A 26,609-nucleotide genomic window follows, 5' to 3' on the forward strand; every position below is an offset into this window, starting at 1 on the left:
CATGGCCGCAGTGGCACAGACCTCGTCGGCGGCGGACGTCACGGAGCCGGTCCGGGCCCGGGCCCCGCGCGGCCGTCTGCGGCGCCACCTCCCGTCGTACGCCGCCATCTCGCCGTACTACCTGCTCTTCGCCGTCTTCGGGGCGTTCCCGGTGGGGTTCTCGCTGTACCTGTCCTTCCAGGACTGGGACGGCATCGGGGACATGAAGTTCGTGGGCTTCCGCCAGTACTACTGGCTGCTGCACGACTCGGTGTTCTGGCACGCCCTGCTCAACACCTTCGAGATCTGGTTCCTGTCCACGGTGCCGATGCTGCTCCTGGCGCTGGTCCTCGCCTTCCTGCTGCACTCGCAGACCCGGTTCTCCGCCGCCTGGCGGGTGGCGTACTTCATCCCGAACGTCACCTCGATGGTCGCGATGACGATCGTCTTCGGCTCGGTCTTCGCCCAGGCGGGCCTGGCCAACTCGCTGTTCAAGGCGGTCGGGGCGGACGGCGTGGGCTGGCTCACCTCGGCGCTGGGCATCAAGTCGGCGATCGCCATCATGATCATCTGGCGGTGGGTGGGGTACAACGCCCTGATCTTCCTGGCCGGTCTCCAGGCCATCCCCACCGAGCTGTTCGAGGCCGCCCGGGTGGACGGGGCGAACAGCAGGCAGTTGCTCTTCCGGGTGGTGGTGCCGCAGCTGCGGCCGGTGATCCTGTTCGCCGTCATCACGTCCACCATCAACGGCCTCCAGATCTTCACCGAGCCGCAGGTGCTCTTCTACTCGGACGACCCGGGCACCGCGGGCGGTCCCGGACAGGAAGGCATGACGATCGTGCTCTATCTGTGGCAGAAGTCCTTCAACGACCTCCAGTTCGGCTACGGGGCGGCGATGGGCTGGCTGCTCTTCGCGGTCATCGCGCTGTTCGCGATCATCAACTGGCGGCTGGTGTCCGGCTCCGGCCGCGACGACCGCCCCGGCATCCCGCTCGGGAAGGAGACCGGCCGTGGCCGCTGAACGCACCGCCTCGAACGCGGGGCTCGCCATCGGAGCCGGGAGCAGGACGACCCGGATCGCCGTCCGCGTGGCCCTGCTCCTCGGGGTGCTGGTCTCGCTGTTCCCGTTCTACTGGCTGGTGGTGATGGCCTCCGTCACCACCCAGGACATCCTGGCCTACCCGCCCCGGCTGCTGCCCGGCGGCCAGCTCCTGCACAACATGCGGGAGGTGATCCACCGGATCGACTTCTTCACCTCGCTCTTCAACACGGTCGTGGTGGCCACCGTCGGCACCCTGCTCGTGCTGTTCTTCGACTCCCTGGCCGCCTTCGCCTTCGCCAAGTACGCGTTCCCGGGGCGGAAGCTCCTGTTCGGGATCCTGCTGGCCACCTATATGATCCCGGCCCAGCTCTCACTGGTCCCGCAGTTCGTCACCATGGCCCACTTCGGCTGGGCCGGCACCCTGAAGGCGCTGATCGTCCCGGGGGCGGCCAACGCCTTCGGCATCTTCTGGATGCGCCAGTACGCGCAGAACTCCCTGCCCGACGAACTCCTCGACGCCGGGCGCATCGACGGGGCCGGCTTCTTCCGCCTGTACTGGCAGGTGGCCCTGCCGCTGTTCCGCCCCGCGCTCGCGTTCCTCGGCATCTTCACCTTCATCAGCCTCTGGAACGACTACATCTGGCCGCTGGTCGTCATGGTCAACCCCGACAAGGTCACCCTCCAGGTCGCCCTCGCCAACCTCAACGTCGCCTACAACACGGACTACGCGGTGGTGATGGCGGGGGCGCTGATGAGCGTGCTCCCGCTGATCGTGGTGTTCCTGATCGGGGCCCGGCAGTTCCTGCGGGACCTGGCGGCGGGAGCGACGAAGATGTGACGGCGCGGCGCGCGGCCGCTACAGCGCCTGGGCCCCCGGCTTCACCATGTTGCGGACCGTCCGTGCCTTCACGAAGTCACCGATCGCGGTCATGTCCCACTCGCCGGAGAACTGCCGGACCAGCTTCGCCATCATCACGCCCGTCTGCGCCTCGGCGTTGGTGAGGTCGAAGCGGACCAGCTCCTCGCCGGTCGCGGCGTCCAGGAGACGGCAGTAGGCCTTGGCGACCTCCGTGAACTTCTGGCCGGAGAAGGAGTTGACGGTGAAGACCAGGCCGGTGACCTCCGGGGGGATCCGGCCGAGGTCGACCACGATCACCTCGTCGTCGCCGCCCCCCTCGCCGGTCAGGTTGTCGCCGGAGTGCTTGATCGCGCCGTTGAGGATGGACAGCTTGCCGAAGTAGCAGCTGTCGACGTGGTCGCGCTGCGGGCCGTACGCGATGACCGAGGCGTCCAGGTCGATGTCCTTGCCGCGGAACGCGGGCTCCCAGCCCAGACCCATCTTGACCTGGGAGAGCAGCGGGCTGCCGCCCTTGACCAGGGACACGGTCTGGTTCTTCTGGAGGCTGACCCGGCCCTTGTCGAGGTTGATCTTCCCGGCGCCGGGGGCGGGGGCGGCGGGCGGCGCGGACGGCATCGGGGGAGCGGCGGCCGGCACCGGCTGGACCGCGGGGGCGGGGGGCGCCGCCGCGGCCGGTTCCTCCACCGTCACCCCGAAGTCCGTGGCGATGCCGGCCAGCCCGTCCGCGTACCCCTGGCCGACCGCGCGGGCCTTCCACGCACCGCCCCGCAGGTAGATCTCCACGACCACCAGGGCCGTCTCCGCGCCCAGCTGCGGGGGCGTGAACGTGGCCAGCACCGAGCCGTCGTCCGCGTTGCGGATCGTCGCCGTCGGCTCGATGCCCTGGAAGGTCTGGCCCGCGGCGTCGGGGCTCGCGGTGACCACGATCTTCTCGATGCCCGGAGGGACCGAGGCGGTGTCGACGATGATCGCGTCGGGTGCGGCACCGCCGCCCGAGCGGTAGGTCACGCCCGCGCCCGTCGGCTGGTTGTAGAAGATGAAGTCGTCGTCGGAGCGCACCTTGCCGTCGCCCGTGAGCAGCAGGCCCGACACGTCGAGCCGCACCGGAGCGGCGACGTCCACCGCCACCCGGGAGGCGGAGAGCGGGATGTTCGAGCCAGGGGTCATAGCTGTCATGCCGGGTGAACGAACGGCACCGCTTTACCGTTCCCTTAAACTTCTACGGCACCACCACGATCTTCCGTCCCACCCCCGCCGCGAACTGCTCCAGCGCCTGCGGATAGCTGTCCAGCGGCAGCCGGTCGCTGATGAAGACCTCCGGGTCCAGCACCCCGTTCGCGAACAGCTCCGCCGCGCGCTCGTAGCTGTGCAGCACGGCCATGGAGCCGGTGATGGTGATCTCCTGGTTGTAGACGCGGTACGGGTCGATCGTCACCCGGGTCGCGTAGTCGGCGACCCCGAACTGGAGGAAGGTGCCGGCCTTCGACACCCGCTCCAGGCCGTCCTGGATCGCCGCGGCGTTGCCGGTCGCGTCGATCACCACGTCCCAGCCCCGCGGGCGGTCCAGCTCGTCCGCGTTCGCGGCGGCCGCCGAGACGCCCAGCCGGCGGGCGGTCTCCAGCCGGGCCGGGTTCAGGTCGACGACGTCGACGCTCGCCGCGCCGGTCCGCTTGGCCAGCTCCAGCATCATCAGGCCCATCGTGCCCGAGCCGTAGATCAGGACGTGCGCGCCGAGGCGGGAGTTGAGGACGTCGTAGCCGCGTACCGCGCAGGACAGCGGCTCGATCAGGGCCGCGTCCTGGGTGCGGACGTGCTCGGGGAGTTTCACGCAGTTGGCGACCGGGGCGACGGCGTACTGCGCGGCGCCGCCGGGCACCGTCACGCCGATCGCGGCCCACCGCTCGCAGAGGTTGTTGTGGCCGTCCCGGCAGTAGCGGCACTCGTGGCAGTACAGCGACGGGTCGACCGCCACCTGGTCACCGACCGCCACCTCGGTCACCTGGGAGCCGACGCCCACCACCTCGCCGGCGAACTCGTGTCCCGGCACGATCGGCAGCTTGGGCGCGAACTCGCCCTGGAGGATGTGGAGGTCGGTTCCGCACAGACCGCAGGCGGCGACCTCCACGACCACCTCGCGGGGCCCCGGCGCGGGGTCGGGCACCTCGGTGACGACGGCGCGGCCCACGGACTCGATGACGGCGGCCTTCATTTCACGGCTCCAAGCGACAGGCCCTGGACCAGCTTGTCCTGGGCGGCGAACCCCGCGGCGAGCACCGGCAGGGAGACGACGAGCGACGCGGCGCACACCTTGGCCAGGAACAGGCCCTGGCTGGTGATGAAGCCGGTCAGGAAGACGGGGGCGGTCTCGGCGACCACGCCCGTCAGCACCCGGGCGAAGAGAAGTTCGTTCCAGCTGAAGATGAAGCAGATCAGGGAGGTCGCGGCGATGCCGGGCAGGGCGATCGGGGCCACCACGCGCGCCAGGATCGTCGGCAGGCGCGCGCCGTCGATCTGCGCGGCCTCGATGACGGCGACCGGGACCTCGGCGAGGAACGACTGCATCATCCACACCGCGATCGGCAGGTTCATGGAGGTGTACAGGATGACCAGGAACCAGATGTTGTCCAGCATGCCGGTGTTCTTCGCGAACAGGTAGACCGGCAGCAGTCCGGCGACCACCGGCAGCATCTTGGTGGACAGGAAGAAGAACAGGACGTCCGTCCACTTTTTCACCCGCCGGATCGACAGCGCGTAAGCCGCCGGGAAGGCCAGGACGAGGACGAACAGGGTCGAGACGATCGACGCCACCGCCGAGTTGACCAGTGCCGGCCACGGGCTCGCGCCGCCGCCCGCGCCGAAGAACTCGCGGTAGCCGTCCAGGGTGAGGGCGGCGCCGAAGGAGGGCGGGTTGGTCGCCGCGTCCGCCTCCGAGTGGAAGGACGTCAGCGCCATCCAGGCGACCGGGAAGAAGAAGACGATGCCGACCAGCCAGGCCACCAGGCCGATGCCGCGGCCCCGGTGCTTCTTGACGTGCAGGGCGATGCTGCTCATGCGCGGGACGCCTCCTCTCGGAACAGGGACGACACCACGCGCAGGGCGAAGGTCGCGATGACGATCGAGCCGATGACCACCAGGACGCCGGCTGCCGAGGCGAGGCCGTTCTCGTGGGCCTGGTAGAAGCTCTGGTAGACGGTGTACGGAAGGTTGGCGGTGCCCAGGCCGCCGGACGTGATCGTGAAGACCGCGTCGAAGTTCTGGACGATGTAGATGCTGCCCAGCAGGGCGCCGAGTTCGAGGTAGCGGCGCAGGTGCGGGAGGGTCAGATGGCGGAAGATCTGCCATTCGCCGGCGCCGTCCACCCGGGCGGCCTCGATCTGCTCCGGGTCCCGGCTCTGTAGCCCGGCGAGCAGGATCAGCATCATGAACGGCGTCCACTGCCACACCAGGGCGGCCTCGACCGCCGGCAGCGGGGTGTTGGAGATCCAGTCGGGCTGGGGTCCGCCGACGTAGTGCAGCAGACCGTTGAGCAGGCCGTACTCGGGGTTGTAGAGGACGTGCTTCCAGAGCAGGGCGGCGGCCACCGGGACGACGAGGAACGGGGCGATCAGCAGGGTGCGGACCACGCCCCGGCCGCGGAACCGGTTGTTCAGCAGCAGCGCGAGCGCGAGGCCCAGCACCAGGCTGACCAGCACCACGGTCGCCGTGAGGAGCACGGTCGTCCAGACCGAGTGGCGCAGGTCGGCGTCGGTGAGGACCTGGCGGTAGTTGTCGACGCCGGCGAAGTGCCGGGCCTTCGGGTAGAGCGCGTTCCAGTCGAAGAAGGAGATGACCACCGTGGCCACGAACGGCAGCTGGGTCACGACGATCATGAAGACCAGGGCGGGCAGGAGCGGGGCCCGGGTGGCCCAGGCGCGCAGGCGGGCGGAGGGCGGCCGCGTGGCGCGTACGGGTGTCGCTGCGTAGGGGGCTGTCGTCGCGGTCATCGTCCCTCGTACTCCTTGGAGATCTTCTCGGCGAGCTGCTGGGACTTCTTCAGGGCCGAGTCGACGGACTGCCGTCCGGCGATGGCCGAGCTGATCTCCTGGGAGACCTTGGTGCCGAGATCGGTGAACTCGGGGATGTCGACGAACTGGATGCCGGGCGCGGGCCGCGGCTGCACGCCGGGGTCGTTCGGGCGGGCGCTCTCGATGGCCTCCTTGGTCATCTCCTGGAACGCGGCGGCCGACTTCACGTAGTCGGGGTCGGTGTACGTCGACGCCCGCTTGCCCGCCGGGACGTTGGACCAGCCGCTGGTCTCGCCGACCAGTTGCTCGTACTCCTTGCTGGAGGCCCAGGACACGAACTTCCAGGCCTTGTCGGGGTTGCGGGAGGCCTTCTGGATGCCCCAGGCCCAGGTGTAGAGCCAGCCGGCGGACTCCGTCCGCTCCACGGGCGCGGGGACGTAGCCGAGCTTGCCCTTGACCGGGGAGCCGTTCGCCTCCAGGAGGCCGGCCGCGGAGGTGGCGTCGTACCACATCGCGACCTTGCCCTGGGTCATGTTGTTCAGGCACTCGGCGAAGCCGGACTGCGGGGCGCCGGACTCGCCGTGCGCGCGGACCAGGTCGACATAGAACTTCGTCGCCTTCTCGAAGCCGGGCGCGTCCAGCCGCGCCTTCCAGTCCTTGTCGAACCAGGTGCCGCCGAAGGTGTTCACGACCGTGGTCAGCGGCGCCATCAGCTCGCCCCAGCCGGGCAGGCCGCGCAGGCAGATGCCACGCATCCCGGACCGCGCGCCGTCCACCTTCGCGGCGAGGTCGGCGACCTGCTGCCAGGTGGGGTGGGCGGGCATCGTCAGGCCCTTCTCGGCGAGGACGTCCTTGCGGTACATCAGGAAGGACGACTCGCCGTAGAAGGGCTGGCCGTAGAGCTTGCCGTCGGAGGCGGTCAGCGCCTGCCGCATCGGCTTGAGGACGTCCTCCTCGTCGTAGCCGGGGTCCTTCGCGACGTACGAGTCCATCTCGTGCAGCCAGCCGTTGCGGGCGTAGATCGGTATCTCGTAGTTGGACAGGGTGGCCACGTCGTACTGGCCGGCCTGGTTGGCGAAGTCCTGGCTGATCTTGTCGCGGACGTCGTTCTCGGGCAGCACGGTGAAGTTGACCTTGATGCCGGTCTCCTTGGTGAAGCGCGGGGCGAGCTTCTGGAGTTCCGTCATCTGGGGGTTGTTGACCATCAGCACGTTGATCGAGTCGCCGCCGGAACCGGACCCGCCCGCACCGACCCAGCAGCCGGAGAGCAGCGGGGCGAGCAGCGTCCCTGCGGCGGCCATGGCGAGTGTGACGCGCGGCCTCCGTCGGCTCGGGGTTCGCATGGATCGCTCCTGGAGGAATCGTGATATATGGGGCATTGAAGGGTGTGGCAGGGTCTTCGGTGTAGCGGGGGCTTCGGTGTGGCAGGGGCTTCGGGGAGTGCGTGGGGCGGTGTCAGACCCGGATGACCTGGGGGCCCAGCAGGGAGTAGCGGTGGGCCTCGGAGGAGGGCAGCAGGGTGCTCGTCACGATCGCCTCCAACGCGCCGACGCCGGCGAAGCGGCAGAAGCTGACGGCCCCGAACTTGGTGTGCACGCCCGCGAAGACCGTCCGGCGCGCGGCCAGTATCGCCTGCGCCTTGACCTCGCCGACGGCCGGGTCCGGGGTGGTCAGCCCGTGCTCCCGGGAGATGCCGTTGGCCCCGATGTAGGCGAGGTCCAGCACGAAGCCGGCGAGCATCTTCGTCGTCCAGTGGTCGACGGTGGCGAGGGTGCCCGCCCGGACCCGGCCGCCGAGCAGCAGGACCGACGTGTTCTCGGCCTCGGCGAGCGCGCCCGCGACCGGCAGGGACGCGGTGACCACGGTCAGCGGCCGGCCCGTCGGCAGCGCCTCGGCGATGAGCCGGGGGGTGAAGCCCTCGTCGACGAAGACGGTCTCGGCGTCGCCCAGCAGTTCGGCGGCGGCCGACGCGATCCGCCGCTTCTCCGGCACATGGCTGGTGGAGCGGAAGGCGAGGGTGGTCTCGAAACCGGCGCTCTCGACGGGGTACGCGCCCCCGTGGGTGCGGCGCACCAGGCCGTGGTCCTCCAGGGCGCGCAGGTCGCGCCGGATGGTCTCCCTGGCCACGCCCAGCGCGTCGGCGAGTGCGGTGACGTCGACCGAGCCGGTGGCGCGGGCGGCCCGCACGATCTCGCGCTGGCGTTCTTCCGCCGTCCTCGTGCTCATCCCGTCACCCACTTCCTTGTGGAAACGCCTGGAACTGCCTGTGCGTCCGCCTGTGGAACTGCCCGTTCGGGCCTTGCAGCAAGTTCTACAGCGGGTGCGGGGGGCTGACCAGGTCTGTTGCGGGCCCGATACTGCCCGTGTGTGCCCGTTTGCGGCACGGAGTGCCCGCCTCGGACCTGGGCCGCTGTCCGGGAAGGGGTGGAAGCGGGCGGCCCGGATGCCCGAACGCGACGGCGGGCGGGCCCGTTCGGTGCCCGCCCGCCGTCGCGTGCGATCGTTTCGTGCCGTGCCGTGCCGTGCCGTGCCGCGCCGTGCCGCGCCGTGCCGCGCCGCGCTGGCCGTGCTGGCCGTGCCGTGCCGCGCCGTACGTGCCTCAGTACGGCCAGACCGGCGGGTCGACGACGAACCGGCCGCCCAGGTGGGTGTGGGCCGGGTTCCCGGGATCCAGCTCGCCGAGTCCGGCGATCAGCTTCTCGGCGTACGGCTCGGAGTCGTCCCGCGGCTCGTAGCCGAGCGCCCGCGCGGAGGTCAGGTCCCACCACAGGCGGGTGTTGGCGGAGGAGCCGTAGACGACGGTGTGGCCGACCTCCTCGGCGGTCAGGGCCGCGTGGAAGAGGCGGGCGCCGTCGGCCGGGCTCATCCACACCGAGAGCATCCGCACGTCGGTGGGCTCCGCGAAGCAGGAGCCGATGCGGACCGAGACGGTCTCCAGGCCGTGCCGGTCCCAGTACAGCTGGGCGAGGTCCTCGCCGAACGACTTGGACAGTCCGTAGAAGGTGTCCGGGCGGCGCGGGGTGTCGACCGGGACCGGCGGCTCGCCCGCGCGCGGGGCCGGGGTGAAGCCGACGGCGTGGTTGGAGGAGGCGAAGACGATCCGGGGTACGCCCGCCTCGCGGGCGGCCTCGTAGAGGTTGTACGTGCCCTCGATGTTCGACCGGAGGATCTTCTCGAAGGGTGCCTCCAGGGAGATCCCCGCGAGGTGCAGGACCGCGTCCACACCCCGTACCGCCTCGCGCAGCGCGTCCCGGTCGGAGAGGTCGGCCGTGATCGCGTCGGGCTCGCCCTCGATCGGCCGCACGTCGAACAGGCGCAGCTCGTAGCCGTACTCCGGGAGCAGGGAGCGCATCAGGGTGCCGAGCCCGCCTGCGGCGCCGGTGAGCAGTAGCGTGCGGGGAGTGGGCATCCACGGTCTCCTTGACTCGGCGCCGGTCGCGTATGTGCATCCTATTCACATTCATGGACACGCTAGGGAGCCGGGGTGCGCCGCGTCAAGTGTGCCGTGGAGTGCGCGAATCCGCTCGCATGTTGGTCGTTTGTCTGCTTGACCGGCCCTGATGGAGGCTCGTAACGTGGTCGCGTTCATGAATATAGACGCCGATCAGAGACATGCATCGCCAGGGAGCGCCCGTGACGCCAGCCCCTCTCGCCGCCCGGCTCCGTGACCCGCGCGGGCCGCTCTTCTTCCCCGTCACGGCCTACGGCCCCGACGGCTCCCTCGACCTCGACGTCTACCGCGAGCACGTACGGCGGGGCGTCGAGGCCGGTGCCGCCGCGGTGTTCGCCTGCTGCGGCACCGGGGAGTTCCACGCGCTGCTGCCGGAGGAGTTCGAGGCCTGCGTGAGCGCTGCCGTGGCGGCGGCCGACGGACGGGTGCCGGTCGTCGCGGGCGCCGGCTACGGCACCGCGCTCGCCGTGCGCTACGCGCGTCTCGCCGAGGCCGCGGGCGCCGACGGTCTGCTCGCCATGCCGCCCTACCTGGTGGTCGCCGGCCAGGAGGGCCTGCTGCGGCACTACCGGGAGGTGGCCGCGGCGACCGGCCTCCCGGTGATCGTCTACCAGCGCGACAACGCGGTGTTCACCCCGGCCACCGCCGTCGAACTCGCCCGCACCGAGGGCGTCATCGGCTTCAAGGACGGTCTCGGCGACCTGGACCTGATGCAGCGGATCGTGAGCGCCGTCCGCACCGAGGTCCCCGGCGACTTCCTCTACTTCAACGGCCTGCCCACCGCCGAACAGACCCAGCTCGCCTACCGGGCCATCGGCATCGACCTGTACTCCTCGGCCGTCTTCTGCTTCGTCCCCGAGATCGCCCTCGCCTTCCACACCGCGCTGCGCGAGGGCGACCGGGCCACGGTGGACCGCCTGCTGGACGGCTTCTACCGTCCCTTCGTCGAACTCCGCGCGCAGGGCCGGGGATACGCCGTCTCGCTCGTCAAGGCCGGGGTACGGCTGCGCGGTCTGGACGTGGGCGAGGTCCGGCCCCCGCTGCACGAGCCGGGCGAGGACCATGTGAAGCAGCTCGCCCAGCTGGTCGAGCGCGGGTACGCACTGCTGGAGGGGGACGCGTGACGACGTCCACCGAGGGACGAGTGAAGTCGCGAGACGGAGCGGCACGGTTGAGGACGTCCACGTTCGTCTACCCCTGGGACGTCAACGGCGACCCCGAGGCCCCGCGGCGCATCGCCGGGCTCGGCGTGGACCAGGTCACCCTCGCCTCCGCCTACCACTCCACCCGCGCGCTGACCCCGCGCCATCCGCGCCGCCGTATCGTCACCGCCGAGCACGCGGCCGTCTACTACCCGGCGGGCGACCACTGGGCGGACCGCGCGCTCCGGCCCTACCCGGCGGGCGACTGGGCCCCCGGTGACGCCTTCGGGGAGGCGGCCGAGGCGCTGCGCGGCGCCGGTCTCGACGTGCACACCTGGGTGATCCTCGCCCACAACTCCCGTCTGGGCGCCGAGCATCCGGACACCTCGGTCGTCAACGCCTACGGCGACCGCTACCCCTGGGCCCCGTGCATCGCCCAGCCCGCCACCCGCGCCTACCTCACCGGCCTCGCCGCCGAGGCCGCCGTACGGCCCGGCGCGGCCGGCACCGAACTGGAGTCCCTCGGCTGGTACGGCCTCCAGCACCTGCACGCCCACGACAAGACCGCCGGGGTCGGCCTCGGGGACGCCGGCCAGTACCTGATGGCGCTGTGCTTCTGCCCCACCTGCCGAACCGGGTACGGCGAACACGGCCTGGACGCGGACGAGTTGGCGGCAGCCGTACGGGACGCGCTGGAACCGCTGTGGCGGGGCGCCGGGGGCGACACGGGCTGGCCGACGGTCGAGAAGCTGCTCGGCGAACCGGTGGCGGCGGCCACCCGGGCCTGGCGGGACGACAGGGCCCGCACCCTCCAGGAGGCGGCGGTGGCCGCGGTGCGCGCGGCGGCCCCCGAGGGCTTCCAGGTGCTGCTGCACGCCGACCCGGTGGCCTACCACTGCGGAGCCAACCCGGGCGTGGATCCCGCCCATGTGCTGTCGGTCGCCGACGGCGTCGTGGTCCCCTGTGCCGGCGGTACGGCCCTGCTGGCGCCCTTCGCCGAGCACGCGCGGCCCGGCACGGTCCTCGCCGCCAACTTCACGGTGGTGTCCGGGATGGGCGGCAGCCCCGACACCCTGGCCGCGGACGCGGCCCGCGCCCGCGCCCAGGGCGCGACCGAACTGCGCCTGTATCACGCCGGATTGGCATCCGACGACGACCTGGCGGCGGTACGGTCGGCGCTGCGCTGAGCCAGCGCGCAGGCGGTGCCGAGCAGCGCACCGCCGAGGACCACCGACAGCCGTCGGCGGTCGACGAGTTCGACGAGAGCGGAGCCGACCGCCGGCCCCAGCACGTTCGGTGTGAACGTCAACGTGTTCGCGGTCGCGGTCGCCTGCCCCAGCGCGGCGGCCGGGATCTCGCGCTGTACGGCGGTGTGGGCGGCGATCAGGACACAGGGCAGGCCGAGTCCGCCCGCGAGGCCGCACACCAGCAGCACCGGGTCGGACGACACCGGCCGGCCGGCCGTCGCCAGCCCGGCCGGCGCGATCCCGGCCACCGCGAACCACCGCTCGCCGAGCCGTCGTAGCGCGGGCCCGGAGACCAGCCCCACCGCGACCGAGCCGACCCCCTGGACCGCGTACGGCACTCCCACATGGGCGGCGGAGTGGCCGAGGGCGTCCACCACCGCGTAGTTCAGGCTGCTGCCGAGCGAGACCAGGCCCGTCGTGACACCGCCCGCGCGGACCAGCGGCCGCGGCGCCGGGTGCGCCCGCAGCAGCCGGACCCCCTCGGCACTCCGCCGGCGCAGACTCGCGGCGGGCCGCCGAGGGCGGGGCCGAGGAGGGTGGGGGCCCGTCCCTGCTCGGCTCGGCGTTCGGATGCGCGAGCTGCCGTCCGGTCCGGCGCGAGGACAGGGGGAGCGAAGAGACCGGTGCCCGGGGCGATGAGATTCCGCGGCCGGTGCGGTCTGCCCACCGAAGCCGAACGACCGCGTCGGTGAACAACCGGGAGGCAGCGCAATGACTGGCACGACCATGATCGACCTGGGCCCGCAGGTGAGGATCGTCGCGGAACTCGCGGAACGGGTGACGGACGGACAGCTCGCGGCGCCGACCCCGTGCCCGGACTACGCGGTCCATCACCTGCTCGCCCACGTGGCGGGCCTCTCCGTGGCCTTCCGGGACGCGGCCCGCAAGGACCTGGGCGTCACGACCGACCACCGCCCCGACGCCACGCTGCCGGAACTCGGCCCGGACTGGCGGCGGGAACTGCCCAAGGCGCTCGACGCACTGGCCGAGGCCTGGCGGGACCCGGCCGCCTGGAGCGGTATGACCCGGGCGGGTGGGATCGACCTGCCGGGGGAGGTGGCGGCGGCGGTCGTCGCCGACGAACTGGTCGTGCACGGCTGGGACCTGGCCCGTGCCGCCGGCCTGGAGTACACCCCCGATCCCGCGGCGCTGGCGGCGGCGCACGGATTCCTGGCGATGGCGGCCCAGGGCGACCGCGGCCCCTTCGGCCCGCTCGTGCCGGTGCCCGAGGAGGCGCCGTTGCTGCACCGGACGGTGGGACTGTCCGGCCGGGACCCGGGCTGGAAGCCGTGAACGCACCGAAACGGTGAGCGGGCGGGGACCCGGATCCGTACTCTCCTCGCCATGCCACTGAGCCTGACCGTCCTCGGTACCTCCACCCCGCACCCCCGGCCCGGCCGCCCGTGCTCCGGGTACCTGCTGCGCGGCGGCGGCGCCGAGGTCTGGGTCGACGCGGGCACCGGCACCTTCGCGGAGTTGCAGCGGCACACGGATCCGGCCCGGCTCACGGCGATCTGGATCTCGCACCTGCACGCGGACCACAGCGCGGATCTGCTGGCCGCTGCCTACGCGTTCGCCTTCGGCGGCCTGACGCCGGCGGCACCGATCCCGGTGTACGCCCCGCAGGACTGCGCGCGGCGCCTGGCCGACTTCCTCGGCCGGCCCGACCCGGCCTTCCTGAGCGGGGTGTTCGACTTCCGGCCCCTCTACGACGGCCACGCCGTCCGGCACTGGAACCTCCGGCTCGCCGCCCGCGCGGTCGCGCACGGCACCGAGGCGTACGGTCTGCGCGCCGAGTGCCAGGGCAGCGTCCTCGCGTACTCCGGGGACAGCGGACCGTGCGACGCCCTGCCCGAACTCGCGGCCCGCGCGGACGTGTTCCTGTGCGAGGCCGACCTCGACGAACATCGCGAAGGCGAACAGGTCCATCTGACCCCGGAGGACGCCGGGCGGGCCGCCCGGGACGCGGGCGCCCGGGAGCTGCTGATCACCCACGTGGGACCGGCCCTGACCCGCGAGATGGCGGCGGCCCGAGCGGGAGTGGCGTTCGGCGGCGCGACGAGCGTGGCCCGGGAGGGCGAGGCCAGGGGTCTGTAGAAGCGACCCGTGGGCTTCACCCGCATCACCTCTGTCAGAAGCATTGACGAAACATGGCTGCCCTCCTACCTTCGTCCGCGTCGTACTTCGTACGTCATATATGAGACGCGATACGCGAGATCAGATACGTCAGACCAGGCCGTGGCGGCCCGGTTCGTGACCCCGAGAGGCGCGCATGACCTCTGTGCCCATGCCGATCCCGTCCCGCACGCAGTACGTGCTGGACGCGATCAAACACCGCATCCTCACCGGCGTGCTGACGCCCGGTCAGGCCCTGGTGGAGACCGAGCTCGCCGCGCAGTTCGGGGTGTCCAAGACCCCCGTGCGGGAGGCGCTCAAGACCCTCGCGGGAACCGGCCTGGTCGTGATGAGCCAGTACAAGGGCGTCACGGTGCGCATGGTGGACGCGGACATGGCGCGTGAGGTCTACGACGTACGGCTGCTCCTCGAACCCGAGGCCCTGAAACGGGCCGTCCGCCGGGGCGCCTCCCTCGACGCCGCCCGCGACGCCCTCACCCGCGCCGCCGACGCCACCGACACCGCCGAACGCTCCCTCGCCAACCGGGACTTCCACCGCGCTCTGTACCTGCCGTGCGGCAACCCGCTGCTCGGCCGGATGCTCGACGAGGTCCGCGACCAGGCCGCCCTCGTCTCCGCCGTCGCCTGGGCCGCCTCCCCCTCCTGGGAGCGGGAGGCCGGTGAGCACCAGGAGATCCTCCGACTGGCGCTGGCGGGCGACGCCGACGGCGCGGCCCGCGCCCTGCACTCCCACATCGCGTCCTTCGTCGACCGAGCGTTCCCCCAGGCAGCCGACCAGGAAGGCCAGGAATGAGCAGCGTGGCGTTCGAGACCCAACGGGCGGCCCTGGCCGACGTCGTGGCCATCCCGGTGACACCGTTCGCCGAGGACGGCGGCGTCGACCAGGACGCCCACCGGGCCCTGCTGCGCCGGCTCCTCGACGGCGGGATCCGCACCCTCACCCCGAACGGGAACACCGGCGAGTTCTACGCCCTGACCCCCGAAGAGCGGCGGCTGGTCACCGAGTTGACGCTCGACGAGGCCGCGGACCGGGCCGTGGTCCTCGTCGGTGTCGGCCACGACATCCCCACCGCCGTCGCCTCCGCCCGGCACGCCCGGGAGCGCGGTGCCCGGATGGTGATGGTCCACCAGCCCGTCCACCCCTACGTCTCCCAGGCCGGCTGGGTGGACTACCACCGGGCCATCGCCGCGGCCGTCCCCGAGCTGGGCGTCGTCCCGTACGTCCGCAACGCCCAGCTCCCCGGCGCCCGTCTGGCCGAACTCGCCGACGCCTGCCCGAACGTGGTCGGCGTCAAGTACGCCGTCCCGGACGCCGCGAAGTTCGCCGCCTTCGCCCGGGACGCGGGGCTCGACCGGTTCGTGTGGGTGGCGGGGCTCGCGGAACCGTACGCCCCCTCCTACTTCTCGGCCGGTGCCACCGGCTTCACCTCCGGTCTCGTGAACGTCGCCCCGGCCGTTTCGCTGAACATGATCGAAGCGCTTCGATCGGGTGACTACCAGGCCGCCATGAAGGTCTGGGAGCAGATCCGCCGCTTCGAGGAGCTGCGCGCGGCGGGCGGCTCCGCCGACAACGTCACCGTCGTCAAGGAGGCCCTGGCCGCGCTCGGCCTGTGCCGCCGTGACGTCCGCCCGCCCAGCAGGCAGCTGCCCGAGGAAGCGCGCGCCGAGGTCGCCGCCATAGCCACCGGATGGTCCCTGTGAGCCGCGGCGAGAACGTCCCGCGCAAGCAGCCCGAGGAACTGCGGAGCCACCAGTGGTACGGCACCGAGGGCCTGCGCTCCTTCAGCCACCGCGCCCGCACCCGCCAGCTCGGCTACCTCCCCGAGGAGCACCTCGGCAAGCCGGTCATCGCGATCCTCAACACCTGGTCGGACATCAACCCCTGCCATGTACACCTCCGTGACCGGGCGCAGGCCGTCAAGCGGGGTGTCTGGCAGGCCGGCGGCTTCCCCCTGGAGTTCCCGGTCGCCACCCTCTCCGAGACGTTCCAGAAGCCGACCCCGATGCTCTACCGCAACCTCCTGTCCATGGAGACCGAGGAACTGCTGCGGTCGTACCCGGTGGACGGCGCGGTGCTCATGGGCGGCTGCGACAAGTCCACCCCGGCGCTGCTCATGGGCGCCGCCTCCGTCGACCTGCCCACCGTCTTCGTGCCCGCCGGGCCCATGCTCCCCGGCCACTGGCGGGGTGAGGTCCTCGGTTCCGGCACCGACATGTGGAAGTACTGGGACGACAGGCGCGCCGGCCTGATCGGCGACTGCGAGATGACCGAGCTGGAGAGCGGGCTGGCCCGGTCCCCCGGCCACTGCATGACCATGGGCACGGCGTCCACGCTCACCGCCGCCGCCGAGGCCCTCGGCGTGACCGTGCCGGGCGCCTCCAGCATCCCGGCCGTCGACTCCGGGCACGACCGGATGGCCGCCGCGTCGGGCATGCGGGCCGTCGAGCTCGTCCACAGGGACCGCAGGCTCTCCCAGCTCCTCACCGCCGACGCCTTCGAGGACGCCGTCACCACCGTGCTCGGCCTCGGCGGCTCCACCAACGCCGTCATCCACCTCATCGCCATGGCCGGCCGGGCCGGGGTTCGGCTCACCCTCGACGACTTCGACCGCATCGCCCGCACCGTGCCCGTCCTCGCCAACGTGCGGCCCGGCGGACAGCGGTACCTGATGGAGGACTTCCACTTCGCGGGCGGCCTGCCCGGCTTCCTCTCCCGGATCCCCGACCTGCTCCACCTCGACCGGCCGACGGTGTCGTACGACAGCTACCGCGAGCAGCTCGCCGGCGCCCGGGTCCACGACGACGACGTCATCCGGCCCCGGGACAACCCGGTGGCCGCCGAGGGCGGGGTCGCCGTGCTGCGCGGCAACCTCTGCCCGGACGGCGCGGTCATCAAGCACATCGCCGCCGAGCCGCACCTGCTCAGGCACACCGGGACGGCCGTCGTCTTCGACGACTACCGGACCATGCAGCGCACCATCGACGACCCGGACCTCGGCATCACCGCCGACAGCGTGCTCGTCCTGCGCAACTCGGGGCCGAGAGGAGGTCCGGGCATGCCCGAGTACGGCATGCTGCCCATCCCCGGCCACCTGCTCAAGCAGGGCGTGCGGGACATGGTCCGGATCTCCGACGCCCGGATGAGCGGCACCAGTTACGGCGCCTGTGTGCTGCACGTCGCGCCCGAGTCGTACGTCGGCGGGCCCCTCGCCCTGGTCCGCAGCGGGGACTCCATCACCCTCGACGTCGAGGCGCGCACCCTCCGGCTCGACGTGGACGACGAGGAGCTGGCCCGGCGCCGGGCCGCGTGGACGCCGCCGCCCGCGCGGTACGAGCGCGGTTACGGCGCGCTCTACGACCAGCAGATCACCCAGGCCGACACCGGCTGCGACTTCGAGTTCCTGGCCCGGCCCGGAGAAGTCCCGGACCCGTACGCCGGCTAGCGCCCCCGCACTCCCGAAGACCGTCGAAGCGCTTCAACCACAGGCATCGAGCAAGCGCTTCCTGCACCCGCTGTAACCGAAGCGAACGGAGAACAGTCGTGGCCCAAGCCGCAGCCGTGGCGAACCCGCCCGCGCCACCCCGGCGGCGCCGTACCTCCGCGACGCCGCGCAGGCTGCCGTACCTGCTGATCGCCCCGGCGGCCCTGCTGATGCTGGGGTTCATCGCCTACCCGGTGCTCAGCGTCTTCTACTACAGCCTCCAGAACTACAACCCGACCAAGCCCTGGCGGAACGGCTTCGCGGGCCTCGGCAACTTCACCCAGGCCTTCGCCCACGACCCGCAGTTCTGGGACACGCTGACCTTCAGCGCCAAGTGGGTGGTGGTCGAAGTCGGGTTGCAGCTGCTGTTCGGGCTGGCCCTCGCGCTGATCGTCAACCAGACGTTCGTGGGGCGGGCGCTGGGCCGGGCGCTGGTCTTCTCGCCGTGGGCCGTCTCCGGGGTGCTGACCTCCGCCATCTGGGTGCTGCTCTACAACTCCCAGACGGGCATCACGCGTTACCTCGCCGACGCGGGCATCGGGTCGTACGGCACCAGCTGGCTGTCGGACACCTCGACCGTCTTCCCGGCGGCCGTGGTCGCCGACCTCTGGCGCGGTGTCCCCTTCTTCGCGATCCTCATCCTCGCCGACCTCCAGTCCGTGTCGAAGGACCTGTACGAGGCCGCCGAGGTCGACGGGGCGAGCCGGCTCAAGCAGTTCCTGCACATCACCCTGCCGCACCTCAAGGACGCCATCGTGCTGTCCACGCTGCTGCGCGCGGTGTGGGAGTTCAACAACGTGGACCTGCTCTACACCCTGACGGGCGGCGGCCCGGCGGGCGAGACGACCACCCTTCCGCTGTACATCGCCAACACCAGCGTCGACGCCCACAACTTCGGCTACGCCTCGGCCCTGACCACGGTGGCGTTCGTGATCCTGCTCTTCTGCTCGGTCGTCTACCTGCGGCTGAGCAAGTTCGGAGGCGAGGCGAAGTGATCACCGAGATCGCACCGACCGCGGAGCCCGTGGTGACCCGGCCGGCCCGGCCCGGGAAGCGGCGCCGCGCCTGGGACGAGGTCCCGCGCTGGCAGATCTACCTCCCCCTCGGGATCTACCTCCTCTTCACCCTGGTCCCGTTCTACTGGATCCTGCTCTTCGCCGTCCGCCCCGCCGGATCCACCTCCCTCCTGCCCTGGCCGGCCACCTCCGAGCACTTCCAGAAGGTGTGGACCGAGCGCAGCTTCGGCACGTACTTCACCAACAGCGTCTACGTCGGCGTCGCGACCCTGGTGCTGACCACCGTCGTCGCGCTGGCCGGCGGCTACGCCCTGGCCCGCTTCGACTTCCGGCTCAAGCGCGGCTTCATGCTGGCCCTGCTCTGCTCCCAGTTCGTGCCGGGCGCGCTGCTGCTGGTGCCGCTCTTCCAGATCTTCGCCAACCTGCGGATGATCAACTCGCTCGGCAGCGTCGTCGTCGCCGAGACCGTCTTCCAGCTCCCGCTGTCGATGATCCTGATCAGCGGCTTCATCAGGAACGTGCCGTACTCCCTGGAGGAGGCCGCCTGGGTCGACGGCTGCAACCGGCTCACCGCCTTCCGGATCGTCGTCCTGCCCATGCTGCGGCCCGGACTGGTCGCGGTCGGCTCGTTCGCCTTCGTGCACGCCTGGAACCACTTCCTGTTCGCCCTGATGTTCCTCTCCGACCAGAGCAAGCAGACCATCCCGGTCGGCCTCAACACCCTGATGAGCTCGGACAGCGTGGACCTGGGGGCGCTGGCCGCGGGCGGCATCATCGCGGCCGTACCGGTCGTGATCGTCTTCGCCTTCATCCAGAAGTGGCTGATCACCGGCTTCAGCGCGGGGGCGGTGAAGGGATGAGACACCTTTCGGACCGCTCGGGACAAACGCTTACCCTGCTCGCAAAGATCGACAACGCAGGGAGGACCCCATGACCGTCGACATCGTCCTGGCGGGAGCACGCGGCCACGGCCGCTGGCACCTGGAGAACATCCGCCGGCTCCAGGACAAGGGGATCGTCCGGCTGGCGGGCATCTGCGAGCTGACCCCGCTGGGCCCCGAAGAACTGCCGGAAGGCCTCGGAGAGCCCGAGCAGTCCGCCGACTTCGGCGCGCTGCTCGACTCCACCGGCGCCCGGATCGCGGTCGTCTGCACGCCCATCCCCACCCACACCGACCTGGCCCTGACGGCGGCCGAGCGGGGTGTCCACCTGCTCCTGGAGAAGCCGCCGGCGCCGTCGTACGCCGAGTTCCGGCGGATGGCGGACGGGGTCGCCAAGGCGGGCGTGGCCTGCCAGATCGGCTTCCAGTCGCTGGGCTCGCACGCCGTGCCCGCGATCCGGAAGCTGATCGAGGAGGGCGCGATCGGCGAGGTGAGGGGGGTCGGCGGGGCCGGCGCCTGGGCCCGGCCCGAGTCCTACTACCGGCGCGCGCCCTGGTCCGGCAAGCGGCGGCTGAACGGCGTGGACGTCGTCGACGGGGTCCTCACCAACCCCCTCGCCCACGCCGTCGCCACCGGACTAGCCCTGCTCGGCACCGTCCGCGCCGAGGACGTCACCGGCATCGAGACCGAACTGCTGCGCGCCAACGACATCGAGTCCGACGACACCTCCTGCGTCCGCGTCTCCACCCCACGCGGCCCGGTCACGGTCGCCGCGACGCTCTGCGCCGAGGAACCCGGGGACCCGTACGTGCTGGTGCACGGCGACCGCGGCCGGATCACCTTCTGGTACAAGCTGGACCGGGTGCTCGTCCAGCGGGCGGGCCGCGGCCCTGAGGAGACCGAGTACGGCAGCACGGACCTGCTGGAGAACCTCGCCGACCACCTCACCACCGGCGCCGGACTGCTGGTCGAACCGGACGCGACGGGCGCCTTCATGAAGGTCGTGGAGGCGATCCGGGTGGCCGACGACCCGGCCGTGCTGCCCGCCGACGCCTGGCGCCACCTGCCCGGCGAGGACCGCCGGGTGGTGCCCGGCATCGACGCGCTGGTCGCGGCCGGCGCCGACACCCTCGCCCTCTTCTCCGAGCTGGGCGCTCCCTGGGCACCGCCGAAAGAGGTGAGCACATGACGGACGCCGCCCTGCTGCTGACGGCCGCCGGCCGTCCGGTCGGCCGCTACGTGACCCACCCCGGGCTCCCGGCCCGGCTCTCCCCGCGCCCTTACCTGCACCCCGTCACCACCCTGGCCGGCACCACGGTCACCGAGCTGACCCCCGCCGACCACCTCCACCACCTCGGCGTCGGTGTCGCCGTTCCCGACGTCGAGGGGCACAACTTCTGGGGCGGGCGGACCTACGTCCGGGACCGGGGACCGACCGAACTGGACGACCACGGCACCCAGCGTCACGTGGCCTTCCAGCTCCGCGACCCCGACGGCTTCGTGGAGGAGCTGCGCTGGGCCGCCGCCGGCACGGACCTGCTCCGGGAACGCCGTACCGTCGCCGCCACCGCGCTCACCGACACCGCCTGGGCGCTGGACTTCACCTTCTCCCTCACCAACGTCACCGACGGCCCGCTCTCCCTCGGCAGTCCCGCCACCAACGGCCGCTCGGGAGCGGCCTACGGCGGCTACTTCTGGCGGGCCCGCAAGGAGGCCTCGGCGCCGGACGTGTTCACGGCGGACCGGGAGGGCGAGGAAGCCGTGCACGGCGGCACCGCCGGCTGGCTGGCGCTGGCCGGCGCCGACTGGACCCTCGTCTTCGCCGGGGCCACCGAGGACACCCGCCGCGACCCCTGGTTCGTGCGCGCCGCCGAGTACCCGGGCGTCGGCTCCTCGCTGGCGCACACCGAGCGGCTGCCGGTCCCTGCCGGTGAGACCGTGGTCCGCCGGATCGTCACCGTCGTCGCCGACGGCCGCCTCACCCGGGACGAGGCCGCGACGCTGGCCCGCAAGGCGGTGACCCAGTGACGACGGCCTACCGCAACCCCGTCCTGGACGCGGACTGGTCCGACCCGGACGTCGTCCGCGTCGGGGACGACTTCTACCTCACCGCCTCCAGCTTCGGCCGGGCCCCCGGCCTCCCGCTCCTGCACTCCCGCGACCTGGTCAGCTGGACCCTGGTCGGGCACGCCCTCGAACGCCTGGAACCCGAGGCGCGGTTCGCTTCGCCACGCCACGACTGCGGGGTCTGGGCGCCCTCGCTACGTCATCACGACGACCGCTTCTGGATCTTCTGGGGCGACCCCGACCAGGGCATCTTCCAGATCAACGCCCCGGAGATCAGGGGCCCTTGGACCCGCCCGCACCTGGTGAAGGAAGGCAGGGGACTCATCGACCCCTGCCCGCTCTGGGACGACGCGACCGGCGAGGCGTACCTCGTGCACGCCTGGGCGAAGTCCCGGTCGGGGATCAGGAACCGGCTGACCGGGCACCGGATGCACCCCGACGGCACCTCGCTGCTCGACGCGGGCAAGGTGATCGTGGACGGGGACCGGATACCGGGCTGGTTCACCCTGGAGGGCCCCAAGCTCTACCGGCACGACGGCTGGTTCTGGATCCTCGCGCCGGCCGGAGGGGTGGCGACCGGCTGGCAGGGAGCCCTGCGCTCCCGGGAGTTCTTCGGGCCGTACCAGGAACGGATCGTCCTGGAGCAGCGGGACACCGACGTCAACGGACCGCACCAGGGCGGCTGGGTGCGGACCCGGGGCGGCGAGGACTGGTTCCTGCACTTCCAGCAGCGGGGCGCTTACGGACGGGTCGTGCACCTCCAGCCGATGCGCTGGGGTGACGACGGCTGGCCGGTGCTCGGGGACGAGGGCGCGCCGGTCGCCGAACACCCGAGGCCCGGCCTGCCGGCGCAGCCGCCCGCCGCGCCCGCCACCGACGACGACTTCCCCGGCGGCCGGTTCGGCAGGCAGTGGCAGTGGACGGCCAACCCGGGGGAGGGCTGGGCCACCCAGCACTCGGGGGACGGGCTGCGGCTGGCGTGCGTGCGCTCGGGGGATGCGCACGACCTGCGCCGGCTGCCGCACGTGCTGACCCAGCGGCTGCCCGGGAAGCCGTGCGTGGTCGACGTCGGCCTGCGGCTGGACGCCACCGGGCCGGGGGCGCGCGCCGGGCTCGCCGTGCTGGGGGACGCGTTCGGCTGGATCGGGCTCGAGCGGGGCGCCGACGGTGCCGCGCGGCTCGTGCACCGGTTCGCCGAGGCCGTCGCCGACCGGGAACGGGACGCGGCCTCGGCCCGCCCCGCGCCCGAGGGGCGGGCCCGGCTGCGGATCGAGATCGGCGCGGCGGCGCGCTGCCGCTTCTCGTACGACGTGGGGGCGGGCTTCGTGCCCTCAGGACCGGTGTTCGCCGCCACCCCCTGGCGCTGGGTGGGCGCCCTGCTCGGCCTGTTCGCCGCCGCGCCCGAAGGACCGGGCCACGCCGGGGCGGCCACCTTCTCGCAGTTCCGGATCAGCGCCCCGTAGTCGTCGTTCTTGTTGGGAGCCGCAATGACGCACCTCCGTAGCAAGCGCTTACCGAACCAGGGGGCCTCGCCCAGCACCGCGCATCTCCACTGGATCCCGAAGAAGAGACCCGAAGAAGAGAGCCGACCAATGAAGAGCAGCATCCGCAGAAGCAGGCGTGCGGCCGTCGCCGTCGCCCTGGGCTCCGTGCTCGCGCTGACCGCCACCGCCTGCGGCGACGACGGCAGCGGCAGCGCGGGGGACAAGGGCAACGAGGGCTCAGGCAAGGGCACGATCACGTTCTGGGACAACAACGGCGGTGTCCGCACCGACGTCTGGAAGCAGATCATCGCCGACTTCGAGAAGCAGAACCCCGGCATCAAGGTCGAGTACGTCGGCATTCCCGCCGCGAGCGCCCAGTCCAAGTACGACACCGCCATCCAGGGCGGCGGTCTGCCCGACGTCGGCGGTGTCGGTACGGCGATGCTCGCCGAGGTCGCGGTGCAGGGCGCGCTGGAGCCGCTGGACAGCCGGCTGGCGAAGAGCTCGCTCAAGAGCAAGCTGAACCAGAAGCTGCTGGACAACAGCCGGGCCGCGGGCGGCGGCGACCAGCTGTACCAGATCCCGACCTCGTCCAACAACGGTGTGCTGTGGTACCGGACCGACCTGTTCGAGAAGGCGGGCCTGGACGCGCCGACGACGTGGACGAAGTTCTACCAGGCCGCCGACAAGCTCACCGACAAGGGCAAGAACGAGTTCGGCTTCACGATCCGCGGCGGTGAGGGGTCGATCGCGCCGGCGCTCGACGCCGCGTACAGCCAGAGCGGGATCACCTCGTTCTGGAACGGCGACAAGACCACGGTCAACGACCCGAAGAACGTGGCCGCGCTGGAGAAGTACGTCGCGCTGTACAAGAAGGACACGCCGTCCGCCGACGTCAACAACGACTTCACCAAGATGGTCGCGCAGTGGGACAGCGGCACGATCGGGATGCTGAGCCACAACCTCGGGTCGTACCAGGACCATCTGAAGGCACTGGGCGCGGACAGGTTCCGGGGGCTGCCGAATCCGACCCAGGACGACGGTACCCGGGTGCAGATCTCCAACCCGGTCGACGGGCTGAGTGTCTTCAAGTCCAGCAAGAACAAGGCGGCCGCCTGGAAGTTCGTCGAGTTCGCCCTGTCGCACGAGGAGAACTCGAAGTTCAACGAGTCGGCGGGACAGATTCCGGCGAACACGGAGGCGGCGTCCGACGCGTGGGTCCAGCGGGCCGAGCCCACGAAGCTGGCGGCCGAGGCGCTGAACGGTGCCGGTACGAAGATCGTGCAGTTGCCTTACTACCTGCCGGACTGGAACACCATCTCCAAGGCCGACAACGAGCCGAACTTCCAGAAGGTGCTGCTCGGGAAGATGACGGCGAAGGAGTTCCTGGACACGCTGGCCGATCAGCTCGACAAGGCGCAGGCGGACTGGAAGAAGAACCACTGAGACCGGCTGGTTCCGGTACGCGGGGGACTGCCGGTCGATCGTGGCTGGTCCGCGCGGTTGCTCCCGCAGCCTTCGGCCGAGGGCCCGCAGCCTTCGGCCGGGGGCACCCCCAGCGCCCCTTGGCAGGACACCTCAATCCCTGTTCGAAAGGCGACCCACGTGTCCCTCACGCGCAGACAGGTGACATCCGCGGCCCTTGCCGCCGTTCCTCTCGTCGGCCGAAGCCCCGAGCGGAACCCTCGAACCCTCTACATCGCAGGTGATTCCACCGCCGCCCAGAAATACGCCGACGAGGCCCCGGAAACCGGATGGGGCATGGCACTCCCCTTCTTCCTCCGGAAGGAGGTCGGTGTCTTCGACCAGGCCGTGAACGGGCGGAGTTCCAAGAGCTTCGTCGACGAGGGGCGGCTGGACGCGATCCTCGCCACCATCCGTCCGCACGATCTGCTGCTCGTCCAGTTCGCGCACAACGACGAGAAGAGCGCCGATCCGACCCGGTACACCGAGCCCTGGACGACGTACCAGGAGTACCTGCTGAAGTACGTCGAGGGAGCGCGGGCGCGCGGTGCCAGGCCCGTGCTCGCCACCTCGGTCGAGCGCAGGAAATTCGACGCCGACGGCAACGCCGTGCCGACCCACGGCGACTACCCGGCGGCGATGCGTGCGCTGGCCGCGCGGGAGCACGTGGCGCTGCTCGACATCGAGGCGCTGTCGCTGGCCCTGTGGCAGGCACTGGGCGTCGAGGCGACCAAGACGTACTTCAACTGGACCGACACGGAGCAGGACAACACGCACTTCAATCCGCCGGGGGCCATCGCCGTGGCCCGGCTCGCGGCGCAGGAGCTGCTGCGTACCCGGGTGCTGGCGCGGCACGACGTCATCCGGCTGCACGAATCCATCCCGACCTCCTGGATCACCTGGCCACCCGCATAGCCGAGGAGAACCGCACAGTGCGTACACAGATATGTCATGGACGCGTCATAGGAGCGCTGGCCGGCTGCACGGCCCTCGTGCTGGCCGCGACCGGGACGGCCCAGGCCGCCGCCCCGCACCGGACCGCCCCCGACCGGCAGGTGCTGGCCGCGAACGACGGCTGGGGCTCGGCCACGACCGGGACCACCGGCGGGTCGGCGGCCGACTCCGCGCACGTCTACACCGTCACCACCTGGGACGAGTTCAAGGCCGCCCTCGCCGACGGGGGCAGCGCACCGAAGATCGTCAGAGTCGTGGGGACGATCGACGCGGACGGGCCGAGCTGCGACTCCTTCGCCGTGCCCGGCTACGACTTCGCCGCCTACCTCGCCACGTACTCACCGGAGGCCTGGGGGCACTCCACCAACCTGGACAACGAGCCCGACGACAGCCCGGAGGGACTGCGCCGCGCCTCCCAGGCCCAGCAGGACGCCTACATCAAGGCCTACGTCCCGGCCAACACCACCATCATCGGCGTCGGCAAGGACGCCGGGTTCAAGGGCGCCAGCCTCCAGATCAAGGCCGTCGACAACGTCATCGTCCGCAACCTGGCCTTCGAGAGCCCTCTCGACTGCTTCCCGCAGTGGGACCCGACCGACACCGCCGACGGCAACTGGAACTCCGAGTACGACAGCGCGGTGATCTACGGTGCGACGCACGTGTGGATGGACCACGACACGTTCACCGACGGCGACCACCCGGACAGCACGCTGCCCTACTACTTCGGCCGGATCTACGAACAGCACGACGGTGAGCTGGACATCGTCAAGGGCGCCGACTACGTCACCGCTTCCTGGAACGTCTTCGAGGACCACGACAAGACGATCCTGATCGGCAACAGCGACAGCGCCTCGACCGCCGCCGTCGACCGGGGGCACCTCAAGGTCACCTTCCACCACAACCTGTTCAGCGACCTGGTGGAGCGGGCACCGCGGGTGCGGTTCGGACAGGTCGACTCCTACAACAACCACTTCGTCGCCGGGGACGGCTACGGCTACAGCTACGGCATCGGCATGGAGTCCCAGCTCGTCGCCGAGCACAACGCGTTCACCCTCCCGGCCGGGGTCGGCACCGGCTCGGTCCTGAAGAAGTGGAAGGAGGCGCCGCTCACCGCCGACGACAACTACGTCAACGGCGAGCTGACGGACCTCATCGCCGTCCACAACACCGAGGTCCCCGGCGAGATCCTCCAGTCCGGAGCTGGCTGGACCCCGACCCTGCGCACCCGGGTCGACCCCGCGCGGGCCGTCCCGCGCATCGTCGACTGCGGCGCGGGCGCTGGCCGGCTGCGCTGACGCCTCCGGGGCCGGGGCACCGCGCGCCCCGGCCCGTCACCCCCCACGGCAAAGGACGTAACGCCACTCTTCTCCCCCCTCTCCACCCCTCTCCCCCCTCTCCCCC

Annotated in this window: 25 protein-coding genes; 17 read left to right on the forward strand and 8 right to left on the reverse strand. The window is 71.4% G+C overall.

Going from position 1 to position 26,609, the window contains the following annotated elements; translation table 11 throughout:
• Window position 1: 1 nt before the first annotated feature.
• Both AAW13_RS16965 and AAW13_RS16970 read left to right on the forward strand, forming a co-directional pair.
• Window positions 2-1,000, forward strand: coding sequence for a carbohydrate ABC transporter permease (locus tag AAW13_RS16965; RefSeq protein WP_046733030.1), 999 nt, complete (start codon window positions 2-4; stop codon window positions 998-1,000).
• Window positions 990-1,859, forward strand: coding sequence for a carbohydrate ABC transporter permease (locus tag AAW13_RS16970; protein ID WP_107483342.1), 870 nt, complete (start codon window positions 990-992; stop codon window positions 1,857-1,859). Before AAW13_RS16965 ends, AAW13_RS16970 begins: the two co-directional genes overlap by 11 nt.
• Window positions 1,860-1,877: 18 nt before the next feature.
• Here the strand turns inward: AAW13_RS16970 and AAW13_RS16975 are convergent, their stop codons facing one another.
• The 7 genes from AAW13_RS16975 to AAW13_RS17005 form a co-directional block, all read right to left on the reverse strand.
• Window positions 1,878-3,047, reverse strand: a complete 1,170-nt coding sequence (locus tag AAW13_RS16975) for a TerD family protein (RefSeq protein WP_046733031.1) — start codon at window positions 3,045-3,047, stop codon at window positions 1,878-1,880.
• A 52-nt stretch (window positions 3,048-3,099) separates the two neighbouring features.
• Window positions 3,100-4,089, reverse strand: a complete 990-nt coding sequence (locus tag AAW13_RS16980) for a zinc-dependent alcohol dehydrogenase family protein (protein WP_046733032.1) — start codon at window positions 4,087-4,089, stop codon at window positions 3,100-3,102.
• Window positions 4,086-4,931, reverse strand: coding sequence for a carbohydrate ABC transporter permease (locus AAW13_RS16985; protein WP_046733033.1), 846 nt, complete (start codon window positions 4,929-4,931; stop codon window positions 4,086-4,088). Before AAW13_RS16985 ends, AAW13_RS16980 begins: the two co-directional genes overlap by 4 nt.
• Window positions 4,928-5,863 carry a carbohydrate ABC transporter permease gene (locus AAW13_RS16990; RefSeq protein WP_046733034.1) on the reverse strand — a complete coding sequence of 312 codons (936 nt, stop codon included), beginning with the start codon at window positions 5,861-5,863 and terminating at the stop codon, window positions 4,928-4,930. The genes AAW13_RS16985 and AAW13_RS16990 overlap by 4 nt, the downstream gene beginning before the upstream one ends.
• Entirely contained in the window at window positions 5,860-7,227 is a 1,368-nt protein-coding gene (locus AAW13_RS16995) for an ABC transporter substrate-binding protein (protein ID WP_046733035.1), read from the reverse strand. The genes AAW13_RS16990 and AAW13_RS16995 overlap by 4 nt, the downstream gene beginning before the upstream one ends.
• 112 nt (window positions 7,228-7,339) lie before the next feature.
• The gene (locus tag AAW13_RS17000; RefSeq protein WP_046733036.1) at window positions 7,340-8,110 is read right to left on the reverse strand and encodes a DeoR/GlpR family DNA-binding transcription regulator; all 771 of its coding nucleotides are present in this window, start codon (window positions 8,108-8,110) and stop codon (window positions 7,340-7,342) included.
• Window positions 8,111-8,483: 373 nt separating this feature from the next.
• Window positions 8,484-9,293, reverse strand: a complete 810-nt coding sequence (locus tag AAW13_RS17005; RefSeq protein WP_046733037.1) for an NAD-dependent epimerase/dehydratase family protein — start codon at window positions 9,291-9,293, stop codon at window positions 8,484-8,486.
• Between the two features lie 224 nt (window positions 9,294-9,517).
• On the opposite strand from AAW13_RS17005, the gene AAW13_RS17010 reads away from it, so the two are divergent.
• On the forward strand, window positions 9,518-10,459 hold the full coding sequence (locus AAW13_RS17010; protein ID WP_046733038.1) for a 5-dehydro-4-deoxyglucarate dehydratase: 942 nt from the start codon (window positions 9,518-9,520) through the stop codon (window positions 10,457-10,459).
• Window positions 10,460-10,506: 47 nt separating this feature from the next.
• Window positions 10,507-11,664 carry a hypothetical protein gene (locus tag AAW13_RS17015; protein ID WP_046733039.1) on the forward strand — a complete coding sequence of 386 codons (1,158 nt, stop codon included), beginning with the start codon at window positions 10,507-10,509 and terminating at the stop codon, window positions 11,662-11,664.
• On the opposite strand, the gene AAW13_RS17020 is transcribed toward AAW13_RS17015, so the two are convergent.
• Window positions 11,607-12,452: an MFS transporter gene (locus AAW13_RS17020; protein WP_079178840.1), complete on the reverse strand. Its 846-nt coding sequence runs from the start codon at window positions 12,450-12,452 to the stop codon at window positions 11,607-11,609. The two genes, AAW13_RS17015 and AAW13_RS17020, sit on opposite strands and share 58 nt — an antisense overlap.
• Here AAW13_RS17020 and AAW13_RS17025 point away from each other — a divergent pair.
• The 13 genes from AAW13_RS17025 (at window position 12,436) to AAW13_RS17085 (ending at window position 26,503) form a co-directional block, all read left to right on the forward strand.
• Complete coding sequence (locus AAW13_RS17025) at window positions 12,436-13,017, forward strand: TIGR03086 family metal-binding protein (protein ID WP_046733040.1); 582 nt, start codon at window positions 12,436-12,438, stop codon at window positions 13,015-13,017. The two genes, AAW13_RS17020 and AAW13_RS17025, sit on opposite strands and share 17 nt — an antisense overlap.
• A 51-nt stretch (window positions 13,018-13,068) precedes the next feature.
• Window positions 13,069-13,821 (forward strand): MBL fold metallo-hydrolase, encoded by a 753-nt coding sequence (locus AAW13_RS17030; RefSeq protein WP_046733041.1) that lies wholly within the window; start codon window positions 13,069-13,071, stop codon window positions 13,819-13,821.
• Between the two features lie 175 nt (window positions 13,822-13,996).
• The gene (locus tag AAW13_RS17035) at window positions 13,997-14,653 is read left to right on the forward strand and encodes a GntR family transcriptional regulator (RefSeq protein ID WP_046733042.1); all 657 of its coding nucleotides are present in this window, start codon (window positions 13,997-13,999) and stop codon (window positions 14,651-14,653) included.
• On the forward strand, window positions 14,650-15,561 hold the full coding sequence (locus AAW13_RS17040) for a dihydrodipicolinate synthase family protein (protein WP_046733043.1): 912 nt from the start codon (window positions 14,650-14,652) through the stop codon (window positions 15,559-15,561). The genes AAW13_RS17035 and AAW13_RS17040 overlap by 4 nt, the downstream gene beginning before the upstream one ends.
• Entirely contained in the window at window positions 15,549-17,303 is a 1,755-nt protein-coding gene (gene araD / locus AAW13_RS17045) for an L-arabinonate dehydratase (RefSeq protein WP_046733044.1), read from the forward strand. Before AAW13_RS17040 ends, araD begins: the two co-directional genes overlap by 13 nt.
• A 98-nt stretch (window positions 17,304-17,401) precedes the next feature.
• On the forward strand, window positions 17,402-18,337 hold the full coding sequence (locus AAW13_RS17050) for a carbohydrate ABC transporter permease (RefSeq protein ID WP_046733045.1): 936 nt from the start codon (window positions 17,402-17,404) through the stop codon (window positions 18,335-18,337).
• Window positions 18,334-19,218 (forward strand): carbohydrate ABC transporter permease, encoded by an 885-nt coding sequence (locus AAW13_RS17055; protein ID WP_046733046.1) that lies wholly within the window; start codon window positions 18,334-18,336, stop codon window positions 19,216-19,218. The genes AAW13_RS17050 and AAW13_RS17055 overlap by 4 nt, the downstream gene beginning before the upstream one ends.
• 70 nt (window positions 19,219-19,288) lie before the next feature.
• Entirely contained in the window at window positions 19,289-20,428 is a 1,140-nt protein-coding gene (locus tag AAW13_RS17060; protein WP_046733047.1) for a Gfo/Idh/MocA family protein, read from the forward strand.
• Window positions 20,425-21,267, forward strand: coding sequence for a DUF6807 domain-containing protein (locus AAW13_RS17065; RefSeq protein ID WP_046733048.1), 843 nt, complete (start codon window positions 20,425-20,427; stop codon window positions 21,265-21,267). Before AAW13_RS17060 ends, AAW13_RS17065 begins: the two co-directional genes overlap by 4 nt.
• Window positions 21,264-22,769 (forward strand): glycoside hydrolase family 43 protein, encoded by a 1,506-nt coding sequence (locus AAW13_RS17070; RefSeq protein WP_046733049.1) that lies wholly within the window; start codon window positions 21,264-21,266, stop codon window positions 22,767-22,769. Before AAW13_RS17065 ends, AAW13_RS17070 begins: the two co-directional genes overlap by 4 nt.
• 129 nt (window positions 22,770-22,898) lie before the next feature.
• Window positions 22,899-24,236 carry an ABC transporter substrate-binding protein gene (locus AAW13_RS17075; protein ID WP_046733050.1) on the forward strand — a complete coding sequence of 446 codons (1,338 nt, stop codon included), beginning with the start codon at window positions 22,899-22,901 and terminating at the stop codon, window positions 24,234-24,236.
• Window positions 24,237-24,395: 159 nt separating this feature from the next.
• Window positions 24,396-25,169, forward strand: a complete 774-nt coding sequence (locus AAW13_RS17080) for a rhamnogalacturonan acetylesterase (protein ID WP_046733051.1) — start codon at window positions 24,396-24,398, stop codon at window positions 25,167-25,169.
• 17 nt (window positions 25,170-25,186) lie between these two features.
• Window positions 25,187-26,503, forward strand: coding sequence for a pectate lyase family protein (locus AAW13_RS17085; RefSeq protein WP_046733052.1), 1,317 nt, complete (start codon window positions 25,187-25,189; stop codon window positions 26,501-26,503).
• Window positions 26,504-26,609: the final 106 nt, after the last annotated feature.

Source organism: Streptomyces humi, from assembly GCF_001005085.2.
GTDB lineage: Bacteria > Actinomycetota > Actinomycetes > Streptomycetales > Streptomycetaceae > Streptomyces > Streptomyces humi.